Annotated in this window: 12 protein-coding genes; 6 read left to right on the plus strand and 6 right to left on the minus strand. The window is 42.3% G+C overall.

Annotated elements, in window-relative coordinates:
• Nucleotides 1-250 precede the first annotated feature (250 nt).
• Both L1267_RS09005 and L1267_RS09010 read left to right on the plus strand, forming a co-directional pair.
• A complete protein-coding gene (locus L1267_RS09005) occupies nt 251-2,902 on the plus strand; it encodes a TonB-dependent receptor plug domain-containing protein (protein ID WP_235382612.1) in 2,652 nt (883 codons plus the stop codon).
• Nucleotides 2,895-3,965: a cytochrome-c peroxidase gene (locus L1267_RS09010; protein ID WP_235382613.1), complete on the plus strand. Its 1,071-nt coding sequence runs from the start codon at nt 2,895-2,897 to the stop codon at nt 3,963-3,965. The genes L1267_RS09005 and L1267_RS09010 overlap by 8 nt, the downstream gene beginning before the upstream one ends.
• A gap of 36 nt (nt 3,966-4,001) precedes the next feature.
• On the opposite strand, the gene L1267_RS09015 is transcribed toward L1267_RS09010, so the two are convergent.
• Both L1267_RS09015 and L1267_RS09020 read right to left on the minus strand, forming a co-directional pair.
• Nucleotides 4,002-5,000: an AraC family transcriptional regulator gene (locus L1267_RS09015; protein ID WP_175078576.1), complete on the minus strand. Its 999-nt coding sequence runs from the start codon at nt 4,998-5,000 to the stop codon at nt 4,002-4,004.
• On the minus strand, nt 4,984-5,901 hold the full coding sequence (locus L1267_RS09020) for a GGDEF domain-containing protein (RefSeq protein WP_130166939.1): 918 nt from the start codon (nt 5,899-5,901) through the stop codon (nt 4,984-4,986). Before L1267_RS09020 ends, L1267_RS09015 begins: the two co-directional genes overlap by 17 nt.
• A gap of 284 nt (nt 5,902-6,185) precedes the next feature.
• Between L1267_RS09020 and L1267_RS09025 the strand changes: the two genes are divergently transcribed.
• Both L1267_RS09025 and L1267_RS09030 read left to right on the plus strand, forming a co-directional pair.
• A complete protein-coding gene (locus L1267_RS09025) occupies nt 6,186-8,486 on the plus strand; it encodes a TonB-dependent receptor plug domain-containing protein (RefSeq protein WP_235382614.1) in 2,301 nt (766 codons plus the stop codon).
• A gap of 57 nt (nt 8,487-8,543) precedes the next feature.
• The gene (locus tag L1267_RS09030; RefSeq protein ID WP_175078579.1) at nt 8,544-10,472 is read left to right on the plus strand and encodes a phytase; all 1,929 of its coding nucleotides are present in this window, start codon (nt 8,544-8,546) and stop codon (nt 10,470-10,472) included.
• A 58-nt stretch (nt 10,473-10,530) separates the two neighbouring features.
• Here L1267_RS09030 and L1267_RS09035 read toward each other — a convergent pair whose 3' ends face one another.
• The 3 genes from L1267_RS09035 to L1267_RS09045 form a co-directional block, all read right to left on the minus strand.
• On the minus strand, nt 10,531-12,117 hold the full coding sequence (locus L1267_RS09035; protein WP_235382615.1) for an L-lactate permease: 1,587 nt from the start codon (nt 12,115-12,117) through the stop codon (nt 10,531-10,533).
• An 81-nt stretch (nt 12,118-12,198) separates the two neighbouring features.
• Complete coding sequence (locus L1267_RS09040; protein ID WP_055021262.1) at nt 12,199-12,783, minus strand: YqaA family protein; 585 nt, start codon at nt 12,781-12,783, stop codon at nt 12,199-12,201.
• 59 nt (nt 12,784-12,842) lie between these two features.
• Nucleotides 12,843-13,751 carry a GGDEF domain-containing protein gene (locus L1267_RS09045; RefSeq protein ID WP_235382616.1) on the minus strand — a complete coding sequence of 303 codons (909 nt, stop codon included), beginning with the start codon at nt 13,749-13,751 and terminating at the stop codon, nt 12,843-12,845.
• A gap of 237 nt (nt 13,752-13,988) precedes the next feature.
• Between L1267_RS09045 and L1267_RS09050 the strand changes: the two genes are divergently transcribed.
• A complete protein-coding gene (locus L1267_RS09050; RefSeq protein ID WP_235382617.1) occupies nt 13,989-15,224 on the plus strand; it encodes a TMEM143 family protein in 1,236 nt (411 codons plus the stop codon).
• A gap of 142 nt (nt 15,225-15,366) precedes the next feature.
• A complete protein-coding gene (locus L1267_RS09055; RefSeq protein ID WP_235382618.1) occupies nt 15,367-17,406 on the plus strand; it encodes a S9 family peptidase in 2,040 nt (679 codons plus the stop codon).
• Between the two features lie 33 nt (nt 17,407-17,439).
• Here L1267_RS09055 and L1267_RS09060 read toward each other — a convergent pair whose 3' ends face one another.
• Nucleotides 17,440-18,570 carry an ROK family transcriptional regulator gene (locus L1267_RS09060; RefSeq protein WP_235382619.1) on the minus strand — a complete coding sequence of 377 codons (1,131 nt, stop codon included), beginning with the start codon at nt 18,568-18,570 and terminating at the stop codon, nt 17,440-17,442.
• Nucleotides 18,571-18,606 lie beyond the last annotated feature (36 nt).

Raw genomic sequence — 18,606 nt, forward strand, 5'->3', positions numbered from 1 at the left:
GCCATGTTAAACCCCAGCAAATTCAAAATATACTCAACTATGGGAATTTAATATTCCTTAAAAAGTTAAAAACCCAACAAATGCAATTGAGATCTATTTCTATTCGCGTTTTTAATTGATACAATCACCCGCTCTTACCTTTGTGCAAAATATGCAACAAATTAAGCTATTTAATAAAGGTAATTAACTATTGCCAGCTCTTAAGCGGCCTTCTCTTTAATCTAATTGGTACTATTTCAGGAGTTTTACCATGCAAATGCGCTACTTATCAGCGTGTTTGATGCTTTTACTTAATGCCCCTATACACGCTAATGAAGTAAAGCAACAAACAACAGATTCTCAATGTAACGATAAGAACAATAAGCAATGCAAAGAGATAGAGCGCATTACTGTTAAAGGGCAATACATCGGAATTGAAGTACCTGAGGTGATAGGTCGTGCCTATTTAGATAGAAACTTTATCGAAGCAACCCCTAAAGGTAATGGTGATATCAACGAATTGATTGCCTTACTACCGGGCGTGCAATTAAGTGAAGACTACTACTCAATTGATAACCTTGCTGAAATTAGCGCCCCTGAAATAAGTATCTCGGGTGCAAAGCCTTGGCAAACAGGCTTTATGATTGATGGTATGAATTATAACAATCGTCTTGATCCTGCCAGTGCGAGCCGTATTGGAGCCTCTGAAAATGAGGTGTCAGGCGGTGTGCAGAGCATGAATATTAACAGTCAAATTGTTGAGTCGATTACTGTTTACGACCATAACATTCCAGCAGACTTTGGTGACTTTTCTGGTGGCGTTGTCGATGCCGAAACAATTTCACCTTTTTCTACAGATACTCGTGTGAGCTTTGGTATCCGTGGTAATCGCAGTGATTGGGGGGAGTACCATATAATCGATAACGATGAGCCTGATGACACCGCAGAGGGCAAAGACGACCTTGAGCCACCAATCTATGAAAAAACTAATATCGATTTTTCAATCCAAAAAAAATTAAATGAACAGCATGCTTTACTAATGAGCGTAAGCTATTTAAAAAGTGATATTTCGGATATTTCACTCTCAGCACAGAAGGTAGAAAGTAGAGAAAACATCAACGCCCTACTGAAATACAGCTATCGCGATGGCTGGGTTGATTCACTTGATTTAAGCGTTATGTATGCCCCTTATACTTCAGACTCGTACTTGAAAGACGTTCTCAATAGTGACTATCAAGTTGAAGGGGGAAGTTTTGGTTTTACTGCAAATTTAGCTGAAGAAACTCGCTTTGGTCACTTCAGCAGCAAATTTAATATGAGTCAAAGTGATAACAACCGTACAGGGCCTGCGCATTTTTATACTTGGCTTCAAGCAAAAGGTAAAGAGTGGGGTCAATTAGCAGATCAAAGCGCCGACTCAACTCCTGTTTCAGAGTACGGCGGCTATGGCAATCTTGATAATACGCAAACCAGCTTTAATTGGCGAAATACCTTAACACTTGAGCGTAAAAAGTGGGGTAATACTGAACACGCAATTCGCGTTGGCGCTGAACTCAACCATCAAAACTATGAGCGTACTCGCCAACAAAACTATTATAAGTATGACTCGCCAATTCAATACTCATCAACCAACGAACAACTTAATTGTAGTGGCTATACCCTTGATTGTGTTGAGCAAAGCTTTTATGTCGATTTAGATACCCTTGCCGAACAATTAGGTGGCAGTATCGATTTTAATAATCCAGAGCACTTACTTGCCTACTCGAATAATGTAGCGACAACTGCCCAGTATTTTAACTCTCGTCTTGTCACACCAAGTGAAAATATTGATGTAAGCTTAAATAAAGCAGCACTGTATGCTACCGATGTGATCACCTGGAAGCAGTTTGATTTTCATTTAGGTGTTAGATACGACTACGATGATTTTTTCAAAAATCACAATATCGCGCCACGCTTATCAATGGGTTATGACGTATTTAACGATGGCAATACACTACTGACTGCTGGTTTAAATCGTTATTACGATGCAGGCCTACTCGGTTATAAAATTAAAGAGCAACAAAAGTTCGCTTATCGTGAGTACCGTCCTATTCAAAGTGGTTACTTACAAGCTTGGCTTCCTTCTTCTTACACAGGTAACTTTCGTTATATTTTTGACGATGTGAAAAGCCCTTACGATGATGAAATTGCGCTAGGTCTTCGCCATGCTACCGAGAGTTTCGGTAACTTTGCAGTGAAATACGTACATCGCGACAAAAAAGACCAGCTATCTAGAAATGAAGAAACCAACCTAAAAAACGATGGTTATCAATATATTACTATTTATAATAATGGTACTGGTGAAAGCGAACGTTACTCACTGTCTTGGGATGCAAAATTTGGCGACCATTCAATATGGGCCAATGCATCTTATAGCCAAAATAGTGAAAGCAATAGTGACTACACTGCAACACCCGACAACACCCCTATTGAGTCACTGGTTTACTATGAGGGTGAGCTCATGAGCTTATCTGAGTTAGATACCCTAAAAGCGAATTTTGGTCGCCCAGTAACTGCTAACTTTGGTTGGAATACAGATTGGACTGATACTTTTTCAACTGGTTTAACAGCAACCTACAGCGGCAGTTACACAACCGCTATTAAGTCTAGTAGCGATCAACGAATTGGTATTGGTAGTGAGTGTACTACGTGTGAAGCAGTTGAAATATTTGTGCCAAAGTACGAAGCACATACCTTTGACTCTCGCATTATGTTTGCCTTAAGTAGCCGTTGGGATTATCAAATAAGTCAATCTCAATCTGTTGAAGTTCGCCTTGATATCAGCAACTTATTCAATGCACGTAGCCATGCCATTACAGAAGGAAACTCAGGTATTGAACCAGGTAGAATGTTTTGGTTAGGGGTGTCTTATAACTATGAATAAATGGTTATTTCTCTTTACGTGCAGCATTTTTACAACGAGCGCCATTGCGCAAGAGCAGTCATTACGAGAATTATACGCAAAGCCCCAGCATGAGTGGCCAGCGATTATTAGTAGTAAAGATGTGCCAGCTGCACCGCTCAAACCTTTAAAAGCCAAGCCGATTAAGCAAAGTGATGAGATCATTGCGTTAGGTGAAAAACTATTTAACGATACCCGCTTTTCAAGAGATAACACGGTAAGCTGTGCAAGTTGTCATGAGTCTCGATTGGCGTTTTCAGACAGACGAAAGTTAGCTGTCGGCATTGACGGTCAAGTCGGCACACGAAACACCCAAGCCATTATTGGTATTGATCATTGGCAAAGCTTCTTTTGGGATGGCAGAGCTAAAACTGCAGCTCAGCAAGCATTAATGCCAATTGAAAACCCAATAGAAATGGGCAGTTCGGTTGAGCTAGTGCTTAATAAAATAAACAGGGCTGAGGACTATAAAAAACCAATACTCAATGCCTTTGGCAAAGAAGCGCTTAATAAAGAGCTATTAGCTCTATCGCTTGTTGCTTTTGAGCGCACCTTTGATGTACCTGAGTCATTATTCACGCGTTTTATCGATAAAGCGCAAACGAATCCTAGTGAAGCTGTTGCACTTTTAGACGAACAACAACTTGAAGGCTTACATTTATTTAGAACCAAGGCGAGGTGTATGACTTGTCATGAAGGTGCTTTACTCAGCGACAATGAATTCCATGTTACGGGGCTACATTTTTATGGTAGAAAACTTCAAGATTTAGGCCGTTTTGATGTCACCCAAGACTCCGCTGATATTGGCAAGTTTAGAACCCCTTCTCTTTTAGCGTTACAACAAAGTACGCCTTGGATGCACCATGGTGGCTTTCAAAGTTTGCTAGGGATAGTCAACTTCTACAACGCAGGTGGAGCAAGGCCAAAACCGAGAAAAAAATTTAAAGATGATCCAAACTACCCACAGACAACTGAGTTACTGCATAAGTTAGAGCTCAGTAAGGATGAAAAAAATGCACTCATCGCATTTTTAGAAACCCTTTAACTGCACGCTCGCTCTTAGCGATAAGAGCGGGCTTTCTTACCCCTTCAATTGACTTGGCGTAAGCCCGGTCCAGCGTTTAAATGCTCGTCTGAAATTAGCAATATCATAAAATGATAAGCGCATGGCAACTTGCTCATTGCATTGTTCCCGTATGGCAAGCAGGTAAATCGCTTTGCGCTTACTTTGCTCATCATACAAGGTAGAAAAACGTACGCCATGAGCTTTTAATTTACGCTTGAAGGTTGCAGGGCTCATGGCAAATTGGCTGGCTACTTGATCTAAATTTAACGCCGGAGTTTGATAAATTAATCGGCTTACGGCTTCCACAAAAGTGCTATTTGCAGAATTTAATGCCGCTAGTTGCGAGTTAATTTGTGAGAACCTAAAACTACTAAACGCGGGGTTAGTGAGCCTAAGCGCGTTTTTATTCAATACCCAACGGGTTATAGGCTTTTCAAAAGCGACTTTAAGGCCCAAATACTGCTCGTATTCTTGGCTATGTCTGGCGCGTTTATAGGCAAACTCAAACTGACAAGGGACTCGCTCACCCGCCACCTTTTTTAGAACTTGGTAAAACGCGGCGCTGTAAATTTCCATTACGTACTGGCTTATTTCATCATCCAAGCCCACAGCATTTTGCAGCACAATGTAATACTGCTCGTTATGCACATAACTGTAACTAAATAACAAAGGTGCCAGTTGCATGCGCAAATTGTGTAACTGCTTTAAAGCTTGGCCGATGTGCGCTGCATGTAACACGCCTTGGGCGGCAACAGAGGTATCGTTTGCCAGTTGACTGCCTAATAAAAAACCGCTGTCGGCAGATTTCATCAACTGCTTAAACTGCGTCAATAAACGCACTTGCTGTGAAATACTAAACTGATGCTGCACACTCATTAAGTCTTGCTCAAACACCCCAGTGCCTCTGAGTAACTTATGCAGTGCAATGCCGCGACTTAAGGCCAGCTCCACCAGCGTGGTGATCAGGCCCTGTGCGGTGAGGTATTTGTCATCTTGATTAAGATACGGCTTCACAATGGCTGACTCTTTGTTGTTTTTGTTGTTGTAACTTAGCGTGTAAACGCGAGCTTAAACTTTGTGGTGTATCGCCTTGTATACTGCCTACTAAGGCCGCTGTTACATCTTGAAACTTTGCGTGTTTTGCACCTTCGACCTTAAATGCACAATGGCTCAGCGCCGAGGTAATTTGCGCCACCAGCTCTTTTGCTTGTACTGCGCTGGTATTTGGCATTAGCACCATAAAGCAGTCTCCTGCATAGCGACACACCACATCGCTAAGGCGGCAATTCATCAATAAAAGCTCGCTAACTTCACCCAGTAAGCGGTCGCCTTCGATAAAACCAAATTCAGCGTTAAAATCAGCAAAACCTCGAATATCAATGGCGGCCAGTTGCAGAGGCTGTGGCTCACTTAACTGCTCTTTTAGCACTGCTTGTAAATAATCAGCCTTATACAGCCCTGTTATTGAGCACACTAACTCATGCTCACGATGCTGTGCTTCACGGCGCTTTAACTGCCTATTCAGTACGTATTGCTCTTGATGCCACTGATAAAGCCCAAGGCTTGTAAAAATCATACCTATCGGCGCAGGCAATGATTCAATCCAAGTAAGCCATGTGTTGGTGGGTTGATGTAACCACTCATCAAATAAATCAAGGGAAGCTGAAAACATAAAAAGCCCAAGCCCTAGCACTAAAAAGCTGGTGACTTTGCCGGGCGGCCTCGAAATAAGCAGCGCAGCTATCCAAGTAAGGGTCATTAGCACAATGCCACCCTCACCTAAAATATCTAACCACGCGATATCAGCAAGAGGCTTTAATTCTCCTGCTTGTGCGCTTAGCAAAAACGCAATTACAAACAGAGCAATAACTGCATTGGTTAAAAATCGATGATGAGTAAAAGGGTTATATCGCATTCTCAGTACCTAACAATAATTCACGCTGCCATGCTAACTCGTTAGCGTTTAAAGCAGCAGGGTCATATTAGCTCAATGATGTGACAGCAAAACGACAGTCAAACCTTGTTAAACCCTTTAAGTACTGTAATTGCCTTAAAAAGATGGGGTTATTGCAGCTCAAAAGTACTTTTAAATCCCTCTAATCACTTGTTTTTACTGGCTGTTAGCGATTTTCTGTCACATTTGCGTCATTTAAGCTGCGTACTTTGCTCATCAAACCAAGGACAACCAGGAGCAAACCCATGAAACAATTTAAAACGAAGGCGTTAGTAAGCGCCCTCGCCTTATGCCAATTTGCCGCTTACGCACAAGACGAACAAAGCAGCGATGAGAAAAAAGTAAAAGTCTCTGAAGAGCTTGTTGTATACGGTGAAATTGGTTATCGCAACCGCTCACAAGAGCTAGCACCGACGCTTGAATACTCACAAGAATACTTTCAACGTTTTGAACCGCTGACTGCCGGTGATGCATTAAAACGTGTACCGAGTGTGACGTTTTTATCGGATGTTTTAGAGTCTGATGGCGCGCGTATGCGTGGCTTAAGCCCAGCTTACACAAAGGTACTTATTAACGGTGAAGAAGTACCTGGTGCAGGTGCTGACCGCTCATTCTTTGTTGACCGTATTCCTGCTGAGCTAATTGAGCGTGTAGAAATTATTCGTGCTTCAAGTGCAAACCGCTCTGCCGATGCCATTGCCGGTACGCTAAACATTGTATTGCGTGACGGTTACAGCCTAGATGGTGGTTACCTTCGTGCGGGTGGCCTGCGTTATGATGATGGCGAATTAAAAGAAAGCTTTGCCGGTGTTTACGGCACTGAGTTTGCTGGCGGCCGTTTATTACTTGGCGCTAACTTACAAGGCCGTTATAACCCAAAACAAAAATCAAGCCTACGCTATGGCGACAGCCCAGAGAATAACGCCAATTACAAAAGCGAAGAATTCGATAACCGCGAAGATCAAACAGACACCCGCGATGGTGACGACACCTCATTAAATGCCAGCTACGAAATTACTTTTGATAATGGCAGCAAGTTCGATATCAGCGCAATTTGGGTTGATACCGACCGTACTGAAGATGAGCGTTCATTTGAATATGACGACCCAACAGCAATCAATAACTCAATTGTTGAAGGCGGTAACCTTGAAACCGACAACGCCAATGTGTCTTACATTGATCAAACCAACTACAACATCAACTCGGGTTATGAGTTACCCCTTTTTGGTGGCACAAGTAAATTTAAGCTTGGTTTTGCAAGCTTTGAAGAGTCTGTTTACGAGCAAGAAGTAGAAATCGATACCTCTGAGCTACCTATGGTGTTTGAGGAAGAAGAAGAAACTGTAGACCTTGATGACAAAGAATGGTCATTACAATGGCAACATAGCTTATTTGCAGGCGAGAACAAAACGATTCAATTCGGTGCCTTTGTACAAGGCAAAGAGCGCGATACTGCAGTTTATCAAGCCGAAGGTGAAAGCGAACAAAGCTTTACAAGCTGGGATCAGTTTAACCAAACACCAATGTCACTAGCAGGCTTTAACAACGAGTTTGAAGCAGCCGCTGGTGGCGTAAATAAACTCGAAGAAGACCGCCTAGATGTATTTGCACTAGTGAAGCACGAAGAGCAAGACTTCTCGTGGGAGTTAGGTGTGCGCTACGAAACAACCGACTCAACCATTACTGACAAAGTAGAAGGTGTAAGCGCTAAAAACGATTATGACTTCTTCTTACCATCGGCACATTTACGCTACAACGTCTCTGAAAACGGCCGTGTTAGTGCATCGGTTGCACGTAGCTTACGTCGTCCTGACTTTGATTACATCACCCCTGCTCTACTTGAAAAAGAGCTAGGCGATAACGACTTTTTAGGTAACCCAGACCTACAACCAGAATCATCGTGGGGTATGGACTTAGGCTATGAATATCGCTTAGGTAAAAGCGGCGTCGTGGGTATTAATGTGTTCTATCGCGATGTCACAGACCTTATCGAAATAGCCAATACAGGCCAACAAGGCTCAGAAGGTGATGGTACTTACATTTTGCAACCGCGTAACACCGGTGATGGCAACGTAAAAGGTATCGAGCTTGATTTATCAACGCCGCTAAGCGCCATTAGCATGCCAAACACAGGGGTATTCTTTAACTACTCATGGCTTGATTCAGAAGTAGATGACACTTTCGGTAGCCGTAAATTCAACGACCAATCTGACTACGTGTTTAACGTTGGTTTTATTCAAGACCTACCTGATTTAGGCGCTTCGTTCGGTGCAACTTACCGTAAACAAGGTGATGCTTATGGCCGTATCGTGGGTGAAGAAGTAACCACACACTACGGCGCAGACCTTGAACTATTCGTAGAAAAACGCTGGCAAGACGTCACGCTTCGTTTAGTGGGCTCAAACCTATTAGATGCAAGTAAAGACGAAACCTTTAACAAGTTCGACACGGTTGATGACCAAATCAACCGCGACTTTGACGAGTATGAACTGGAGTCTGAAGAAGCAGGCCCTGTTATTCAGTTAATGCTGCGCTACGCATTTTAATACACAAAAAGTTATTAAGGCAGCGCATTGCTGCCTTGTAGTATATTTGGGGATCCCATGAATTTTAAAAAACCACTTAATCTTGTTGCCAGTGCAGTAATGCTAAGCACCCTAGCTGCGTGTAGCCAAACAACGGCAACCGAGGCACCAAGTAAAAACAAATTAACAGCTTTTGGCACAACTGAAAATATGCAAGGCTCACAAGCGGCAGCCCTTGCTGATGACGCTTGGCTATTGAGCTCACAAAGCCAAGGCCTGCAACTTATTGATGCCACAGGTAAACAGCACGGATTACAAAAAGGTAATTTCGAAGCGTTATCTGTTAAGGCGATCAACAAAAACAGCTATCTTGTTGCTAGCATCGACAACGAAGCTGACCAAGCGGTGATTTTTAGCTTACAAAAAGCAGCTAAATGGCAGCTAACTGAAATTAGCCGTATCAGCCCACCAAAAGCAAAACCTGAGGCGGTGTGTTTATTTGCTAACCCGACAACTCAAGCAGTTTCGGCATTTGTGGCAGACGCTCGTGGTCTTATCCGCGAAACACTGGTGTTTGATATGGCAAACAAACGCGCATTAAACCTTGAATTACGTGAGTTTGCTGGCGTAAGTGAAACATCAGGCTGTGCGGTTGATGATAACAGTAAAACTCTTTATTTAAGTGAAGGCGAGCTAGGCATTTGGCAAATTAACGCAGATGCTGAATCGCGCGCCGATAAAAAACCCGTGGCTTTGATGTCGCCATTTGGCAGCTTAGCGCCTGAAGTTGGCGGTTTAAGCACAACAGATGATGGTAGCTTATGGTTCACCACCTCTGAAGATAATCAATTACATCGCTACGAAAAGAGTACTAAACGTTTTAGCAGCTGGCAATTTGCTGGTGAACTGGCGATTGAATCTGCCGCAGTGCGCTTTAACAATAAGCAAGCTGATATCGTGTTATACGATGATGAATCAGGTCATTATGTAAAAGGTCAAATAGATGGGCAGGCTAAACAACATAATAGCGCTAAAACAGCCGCTGTTACTTACATCAATGCACAAGCGCAAACCGATGCAGTACGTGCTTTTGGTGATGCCGCCGATGACCCTGCTATTTGGGTAAACCCTAAAAATGCAGCAAAAAGCCTGATCTTAGGTACCGATAAACGCCGTGGTTTAATGGTGTATGACCTTGCAGGCAAAGAGCTACAAGCGCTAGAAACAGGCCGTTTAAATAATGTTGATGTGCGCCAACATGCCAGTATCAGCAACGCAACAAATACCTGGATTGCAGGTAGTAACCGTACTCACAACAGCATCAGTGTTTATAGCGTCGATACTCACAATCAGGTGCAACATCTTGCTGAGCTGCCAACGACTCTAAAAGAAATTTACGGTATGTGTATGTACTCATCAAACACAGGCAACTATGTGTTTATGAATGACAAATCAGGCCTATTTCAGCAATACAAACTAACTGGTAATAATGAGAGCGTATCAGCACAACTAGTGCGCGAATTTAGTGTTCCAAGCCAACCTGAAGGTTGCAGTGCAGATGATAAAACCGCACAGCTATTTTTAGGTGAAGAAGACGAAGGTATTTGGTTTATTGGCGCTGAGCCAACAGCAGGAAATAAACCTGTAATGCTGCAAACCGTGAACGATATGTTGGTTGATGATGTAGAAGGCATGGAAATTTACCACGCAAAAGATGCCCGCTATTTAGTGGTTTCTAGCCAAGGTGATTACAGCTATGTGCTTTATAAAATTATTGATGGCAATACCCCTAGCCTAGAGTTTGCGGGTAAATTTGCAATCAGCAATAACCTAGAGTTAGCAATAGATGGCGTTTCAGAAACCGATGGCCTAACGGTAACACCGGCTGCGTTACCGGGCTACCCTGAAGGGGTGCTAATTGTGCAAGATGGTTACAACCGTATGCCACAGGCACCGCAAAACTTTAAAATTATTGATTGGCGCGAAGTAAAAAAAGCTATTCAATAAATTACTCCGTAAAGGTGCTCGGTTTATCTGGGCACCTTTTTTATCTGCACATGTTTAATCAGTAAAATAGGTAACTAAAGCCCCCAACTATTGCTCCGTAAATTAGCATCGGCAAAAAGGTTTTCTTAAGCACTGGCCCTTCTTGATTATTCACTCCAACAATACTGGCTACAGCAATAATATTGCTAATACAGATCATATTACCCATCGCCGCCCCTGTTGATTGCAACGCAAGCACTAAAGTTTCTGATAAGCCCACTTGCTCAGCAATACCATATTGAATACCGCCAAAGGTAAGATTAGACACGGTTGCCGAGCCTGAAAAGAAAGTGCCGAGTGCCCCCAAGTACGAGGCAAATAACACCCAGTGCTCACCACTTAAATCAGCAAAGGTACTCGCCATATAAAATATGGGTGCATTATGGCCGCCTTGCATTAAAACATTCACCATCACCAATGCACCGATTAAAGCAATACATGGCATAGCAATACGGCCTAAGGTGTCGGAGCACATTTTCTTTACTTGTGGCTTACTCATCTTAAGTAACGGCACGCAGATCAACACCACCAATACAAACGGGATCAAGGCTGGAACAAACAAGGTTTTATACGACCATCCCACCGTCGTGCCAAATATCTCATGTAAAGATAAGATCAGTGCTTTGCTTAATTCAAATTGCGCAAAGCCCAAATTGACACTCAGCCAGAGCGTTTCGTCGTTAAGCAGTGCTTTAATACCCAGCTGATGAATACGGGTTATGACCAGCACAACAATCAAGAGTAATAGCGGGAATAAGGCTACAAACAGCGTTTTAGGTGTGAACTCAACCTTGTTTTTCGAGCTTTGTGTATTTGCAGCTGAGTTATCTAAACCCACTCCCCGGCTTGCTAAATAAATAGTGACTAGTAGCCCCACTGCACCACCAATCAACGATGGAAACTCATAGTTCCACTGGGCAAACAACCAATAAGGCAAGACACATGAAAACACGCTTAGATAAATGAATACGCTATTTTGACGCACCTTTTTTAGTGGCAGCACAAGACACAGCGCAATCATAGGAATAACCAAAGCAGCAATAACATGGCACAGTGCCGTCCATTTTGAGATAGCCAGCACTTGCCCATCATCTAACTGTAGCGCCGAAAAGCCAAACCACGTTGGCGTGCCCACAGCCCCAAAAGAAACGGGAATTGAGTTTAAAATAAGAGTGAAAACAATCACTTTAAAAGGCGAGAAACCAAGCCCAACCAAAATGGGCGCAGCAATAGCTGCTGGCGTACCAAACCCCGATGCGCCTTCGAGCATAAATGCAAACGCCCAACCAATGATCATCAACTGCGCAACTTGATTACTGCTAATTGATTCGAGCCAGTGTTTTATCGTGGTTTCGGCCCCTGATATTGCCAACATGCGGTTAAGTAAAATAGCCCCTGCAATAATCGAAATGGGCGTCATAACAGACAACACACCAGCAAACGAATTAGCAAGCAACAGCCTTAAATCAGCTTGAAAGTAAAACAGTTGCAGTAAAGCAGCAGCTAGCGCTGTGATGGGTAAGGCAATATAAGAAGCGATGGGGCTGCGTTTTACCATCATCCAGATCAGTACCAAAATAGGCAGTGCAGCCACTAGGGTATTCATGGGTCATCCTGTTGTTTTTATTAAGCGCTTTCCTTAATTCAAAGTATAGTCAGGATAACCATAATCAGTATTTTTTATTTATTAAATAAGAGTACTGAGCCACCAAAGTAACAGTACTAACACAGAAATAGCGACTAAAGCTTTGGTTTTGTGCTTTTGAATAACTCGCTCTGCCTGATTACCTGCGTAATAAACAACGGCAGCAAGGGCAAAGTAGCGGATTGAACGAGCAATAACCGTTGCCAGTAAAAATAGAAAAATTGAATACTTAGTTGCTCCAGCGGCAAGCATGGCAATTTGAAATGGGATGGGCACAATGCCGAGCGTCAATACAAACCAAAAGCCTTGTGCCTGCATTTTTTGCTTAACTTGCTCGAACTGCTCAGGGTTTGAGAAGGTATTAATCACCCAGTCCCCCACTACATCAAATAGATAGTAGCCGAGGGCATAACCAAAAATAGCACCAATAATACAACCAATGGTCGCCATTAATGCGATTAACCAAAGCTTTTCGCGACGGGCTTGCATTAACGGAACAAGCACAGCTTCAAGAGGAATAGGCACTATGGTTGACTCTAAAAATGATGCCACCGTTATTGATTTGAGCATATGTTTAGAGTCGATAAACTGCCGTGTTTTTTGCTTTAACTTTTTAGCAATTGCCATTATTCATCCCTTGGAGTTTTGTTGCGATATAGGTTACAACAAAAACCCTTAACCGTCCCTTACGGTTTATGAACATAACGGCTACGGCCTTGGTTTTTTGCCAAATAAAGCGCTTGGTCGGCACGTTTCATGGTGTTACTAAATGTCTCTGTGGCACGTTTTATTGCTGAACCTACACTCACACTGAGTGTTTTACTCGGCGTAACCATCACGTTACTGGCCAAGCACAATAGTTGCTGACATGTCTGACTCAATATTTCTTGATCTTCAGTCGGAACAAATAAAGCAAACTCTTCACCACCTATACGGGCAAATAAAATATGCGGGTCTAATGCCTTATGGCATTGCGATACAAAATCAATCAACACCTGATCGCCTACATCATGACCATGTTCATCATTGATCGCTTTAAAGTGATCAATATCTACAATTACAATACTATGCGGTGTATCTTGATTTTGCAGTACATAGTGGTAGAAATAACGGCGATTATAGGCTTTGGTAAGCACATCTGTTTTTAGCTCTTCTTCAAGTTGCTCGCGGGTTTTAGCTAAGTCTGACAAAGCTAAAAACAAACCAAAGCCAGTAACCAACATACCAATTGTTCGAGCAATATCCTCGATATAAATTCCCACCCAAATAGGCTGAAACACAAGTTCATCTAGAAAGTCGAAGGTCAGCCCGACACTCCATAGAAAAATACCAATACTTAAAAATAAATAGCTTCTTTGTGCTACTACCGATGTTTGCACAAAGGCAAATATACATATGAGGATCAATAGATTAATAGCATCTGTTAATACGCCATTGAGATAAATATCATTTTCTAATCGATTAAAATGGTAAAGATATGTCACCACAATCATCAACAATGAAATAATGAACACGCTTATAAAAAGCTGCTTTATAACTAGAGGTACTGAGTTTAACTCAGCTTTAACTTCGATTGGTGGAGGTTGTATACTCATAACAGATCACGACAACTTACTGCAATTGGCTCAACATTAGCAAAGCGTGTTTAAAAGTGCATGACAAAGCGACCGTGAATTTTAAAAACCAGCATTTTGGCTGGAGTAATTAACCTAAAACAATCCCTTTTAACCAGCAAAAAAGTCTAACGTCATGCTATTTGTTTGTAACAGTCGCATTCTCGAGATTAATTTTTTATCATCTGAGCGAATTCTGTTTAAATAAATATTAGCATAATGATTAACGCACGCTTTATTCCTTTTCGTAAACACGACATCATCAACCTTTGCCAAGCCTATTTAGGTGAGTCGCAATCAAATTATTCGTTTAAGGAGTTTGCTACACTTTTGCAAAGCGTGACCCATTATCAATATCACGGATTGCTGGAGTCATTAAAAAACAACTATGCGCCATTTGACCCTAATAGCGATACCCGCACGCTGAAACCTATTACCGATGCTGAGCGTGCCAACTATCAATCAGCTTTTGCTAAAGATTTTGCCACGGTACTCAATGCCGCCAATTTTGAAACCATTACCAATCAAGACTTGCAAGATGCATTGAATGAAGAGTCTTTATTTAAAGTGCGTTTAGCCGTTGAGTTTGATGACTTCGCAGAAGTGGTCTTTTACCGCCGTGGTGAATCGCAAAAAACAGAGACGCTGCGCAGTTTTTGGGGGCTTAAGAAAAAACAGATTCAATTTACTAACTATGACCGCGTTGCCATATTCATCCGCTTTAAAGACGAGCAGTACTTTTTAGAAAAAGGCAAAATGCCGGTAGGATTCGAGCCCAATTCAACCATCGTCAAATTATTCCAGAATGTCCCCAAAGCCGATTTAGAAATGCTGTTTCCGAATAGCGAAGTAAAAATGCGCCCGATTGATAAACTTATCATTGGCTCATCTGCCCTGATTGGTGGTGCTGTGGTGTTGGTAACAAAATTAGGCGCGTCAATTTTACTGCTGATTGCCTTGATTGCTTTTTGGGGCGGTTGGCGCAGCGAAGAAGTGCATATGAGTCAGCAGCACTTTATTACCTTTGCAATCGGCATGGGTGTGTTTAGCAGCTTTATATTTAAAGAGTGGAGCAAGTTTAAAAATCGTAAAATTCGCTTTATGAAAGCACTGGCCGACAACTTGTATTTTAAAAATCTCGATAACAACGCAGGTGTTTTTCATACCCTCGTTGATGCAGCTGAAGAAGAAGATGTAAAAGAAGCGCTGCTTGCCTACACCTTTTTATTAAAGAGCAAATCTGAGATGACTGCAGAGCAATTAGATAAGCAAATTGAGCAATGGTTTAACGAGCAACATAATTGCCAGCTCGACTTTGAAATTGATGATGCTTTAGACAAACTCGTCAAGCTTGAACTGGTTAATCAAAACAATGATCTTTATTCGGCGGTTGATTTAGCCAATGCCAAACAACGCTTAGATAGTCGTTGGGATGACTATTTTAAGTTTGCCTAAGCCTTTAAAATCAGGTACTAGCGAAGCACATATAGACTTTGAGTCAATTCAACTGGGGTAAATGCAACTTTATCTCAATGTGCTTGCGCACAGCATGGTCTGCTTTTAGGATAAAATTTTACGGCTAAAAAAAGACCATTCCATGCAATTAAAAAAATCAATTTTTATTGGAGCCAGCTTGCTGTGCGCAGCAACAACAGCTCAGGTATATGCTAACGACAAATTTGTTTCTGAAGATATTTTTCAACTTGAATACGCAGGCGACCCACAAATAAGCCCAGACGGTAAAAAAATTGTTTATGTGCGTAGCGGCTACGACATCATGAAAGATGGCAACAAACGTAGCTTTTGGCTGTACGATTTAAATTCTGGTCAACACACGCCGCTGTTTTCTGATGAACATAACTACAGCCAACCAACTTGGTCTCCAGATAGCCAAAAAATTGCTTTTACCAGCAATTCAAGCGGCTCAAATCAACTTCACGTTTATTGGTTAGCGCAAGACAAACAAGCGCTTTTAACGCAACTACCAAAATCAGTACGTAACTTAACTTGGTCGAATGACTCAGAGCAAATTGCCTTCACTATGAGCATTCCGGAAGGTAAATCTGCGTTCGCTAAATCAGTAAAGCTGCCAAAAAAACCAAAAGGCGCCGAGTGGTCAAAACCAGTTAAAGTAATTGAAAAAGCGCGTTATCAAGCTGATGGTGCGGGCTTTTTAGAACCTTCATATCGTCACGTTTTTGTTATTCCTGTTTCGGGTGGCACACCACGCCAATTAACATCGGGTGATTATCAGCACTATGGTCCACTTGCTTGGGATCCAAGTAACACAAAACTGGCTTTTTCTGCTGATCGCAATGATGACTGGGAATACCGCACTACTGAGTCAGACCTTTATGAAATTAACGTAAAATCAGGTGAGCTTACACAGCTAACAGATTTACCGGGCCGAGAAAGTAACCCGCGTTATGCTAAAGACGGTGATGAACTAGCCTTTGTTGCTCGTGATAACGCCCCTGTGCCTTATATTAACTCAACGCTGTCATTACTTGATTTAGATGATAAATCAATCAAGCATATTACTGAAAAATTAGACCGTTCAGTGGCTGATTATAAGTGGTCAGGCGATGGCGACTTTGTTATTCAATACGATGATTTTGGTAAGCGTAAGCTCGCTAAAGTAACCAGCCGCGGTAAGGTAACTGATTTAACTGATACGCTATCGGGCACTTCAATTGGTCGCCCGTATGTTAGCGGTAGTTTTAGCATGGCCAACAATGGCGCAATTGCTTATACAAAAGGCAACGAGTATCGCCCAGCTGATTTAGGCTACCTATACAAAGGTAAAACTAAAACGCTTACTTCATTAAATGAAGATATATTAGGCCATAAAAAGCTAGGTAAAGTACACGAGCTGAATGTTAAGTCGCAGTTTGACGGCCAAGCCATTCAAGGTTGGTACATCACGCCACCTGATTTTGATGGGAGCAAGCAATACCCATTAATGGTTGAAATTCACGGCGGTCCACATCTAGCCTATGGCCCAAGCTTTACTGCTGAATTACAACGTTATGCCGCTGAAGGTTATGTGGTTGTATATGTAAATTACCGTGGTTCAACAAGTTACGGTAAAGACTTTGCCTTATTACTGGATGGTAAATACAGCTCAGAAGAAGACTTTGCAGACCATAACTCAGCGGTTGATGCCATGATCGCGAAAGGGTTTATCGACAAAGATAACTTATTTATTGCTGGTGGTTCAGCAGGTGGTATTGCAACAGCTTATGCTGTAGGTTTAACAAACCGCTTCAACGCGGCTGCAATTACCAAACCAGTGATCAACTGGTTAAGTAAAACACTGACTGCCGACAGCTACATTGGTCAAATTCGTAACCAGTTCCCGGGCATGCCATGGGATAATGTTGAACACTACTGGAAACGTTCGCCGCTTTCATTAGTGGGTAACGTAACCACGCCATCATTGATCATGACAGGTGAAGAAGACCGCCGTACGCCAATTTCAGAATCAGAGCAATTCTATCAAGCATTAAAACTGCAAAAGGTAGATACCGTACTTATTCGTGTACCGGGCTCACCACATGGTATTGCGGGTCGTCCATCGCGTATGATTTCGAAAATTGAATACACGCTTGCGTGGTTCAAACAATATCAGAAGTAATAAATTAAACAGGAGTGAGCTGCTCACTCCTGTTTAAAAATAATGATGACTAAGCGCAAGTTGGGCAGAGCCTATCGACTGCGCTTTTTCTCCGCACACACCTAAACTCACTTCACAGCTACGTAGTCCACGACTATCTAAGCGTGCAAATGCTGCAATTGATAACTGCTTGAGCTGTTCAAGCGCTTTACTCGGTAACGGCGAATCAATAATCACAGCTTGCATATCTAACAAACTTAAACTGTTATGCATGGCAATACTGATAGCCTCTGCGGCTTTTTCAAGCCAAGGCTGAACTAGCCGTTTATGCTCTGCAAACTGACTGTCTGTTAGCTCATACACAGAAATGCCAAGTTGCGCATTATCAAACTCACTTTGCAATGACAGTAACGAACATTGGCTAAGTAACTGTTCGCGTTCAGCGTTTAGCATGGATCCTATTGCACCGGCATTACCACTTTTGCCTTCAAGAAGCTGATGGTTAATCACCACAGCGCCACCTAAAAAAGCCCCTAAATAGACATATAAAAAATCGCTATAGTTATTAGGATTTCCTAGGCTTAACTCTGCACAGCAGGCTGCGTTATTGTCGTTACTAATATAAACAGGTAACTGAAACTGACTTTCTAAGTAGCCTTTCAAATCAAAGTTTTGCCATTGGCTGAGGGGATTTTTTGCTGAGTCTGAAGTTGCTTGCCATTGCCAAATATCAAATGGCATAGCGACCCCAAGCCCGCACACATGTGGGCGCAGCTCAGGTTCTAATTGACTGATTAATTGAGGAATATGTGTTTCTAAAAATACTTTAAGCTCATCAACCGATGCCTCATTCACCTCCAAAGATACAGACGCTCTTTGCGTACTTTGTAAATCAACGAGTATCAGATCGAAGCGTCGTCGTCCGATTTTTAAACCAAAACTAAACGCGCCATCAGGGTTAAGCCTAAATGGCACACTTGGCTGACCTACTCGGCCTTTAACAGGTGCATCACGAAGCAATAGCTTATCTTCTTCGAGCTTGTTGATATTCACTGTTGCCGCCTGAGCAGACAAAGCTAACGCCTTCGCTATTTGTGCCTTAGGCATGCTTTGCTGCTGCCTAATTAAACTTAAAATTGCGCGCTCGTTATTGCTTCTTGGTGCTCGCGATAAACTGCTCTTCATAACATCCTTCTTGATACAACCTGATAAGCGGCCTAT

It is taken from the genome of Pseudoalteromonas sp. OFAV1 (genome assembly GCF_021532595.1).
Lineage (GTDB): Bacteria > Pseudomonadota > Gammaproteobacteria > Enterobacterales > Alteromonadaceae > Pseudoalteromonas > Pseudoalteromonas lipolytica_C.

Bases quoted from the DNA above. Each gene is read 5' to 3' on its own strand.
- L1267_RS09005 (WP_235382612.1), top strand. From the start codon at position 251: ATGCAAATGCGCTACTTATCAGCGTGTTTGATGCTTTTACTTAATGCC.
- L1267_RS09010 (WP_235382613.1), top strand. From the start codon at position 2,895: ATGAATAAATGGTTATTTCTCTTTACGTGCAGCATTTTTACAACGAGC.
- L1267_RS09020 (WP_130166939.1), bottom strand. From the start codon at position 5,901: ATGCGATATAACCCTTTTACTCATCATCGATTTTTAACCAATGCAGTT.
- L1267_RS09025 (WP_235382614.1), top strand. From the start codon at position 6,186: ATGAAACAATTTAAAACGAAGGCGTTAGTAAGCGCCCTCGCCTTATGC.
- L1267_RS09030 (WP_175078579.1), top strand. From the start codon at position 8,544: ATGAATTTTAAAAAACCACTTAATCTTGTTGCCAGTGCAGTAATGCTA.
- L1267_RS09035 (WP_235382615.1), bottom strand. From the start codon at position 12,117: ATGAATACCCTAGTGGCTGCACTGCCTATTTTGGTACTGATCTGGATG.
- L1267_RS09040 (WP_055021262.1), bottom strand. From the start codon at position 12,783: ATGGCAATTGCTAAAAAGTTAAAGCAAAAAACACGGCAGTTTATCGAC.
- L1267_RS09045 (WP_235382616.1), bottom strand. From the start codon at position 13,751: ATGAGTATACAACCTCCACCAATCGAAGTTAAAGCTGAGTTAAACTCA.
- L1267_RS09050 (WP_235382617.1), top strand. From the start codon at position 13,989: ATGATTAACGCACGCTTTATTCCTTTTCGTAAACACGACATCATCAAC.
- L1267_RS09055 (WP_235382618.1), top strand. From the start codon at position 15,367: ATGCAATTAAAAAAATCAATTTTTATTGGAGCCAGCTTGCTGTGCGCA.
- L1267_RS09060 (WP_235382619.1), bottom strand. From the start codon at position 18,570: ATGAAGAGCAGTTTATCGCGAGCACCAAGAAGCAATAACGAGCGCGCA.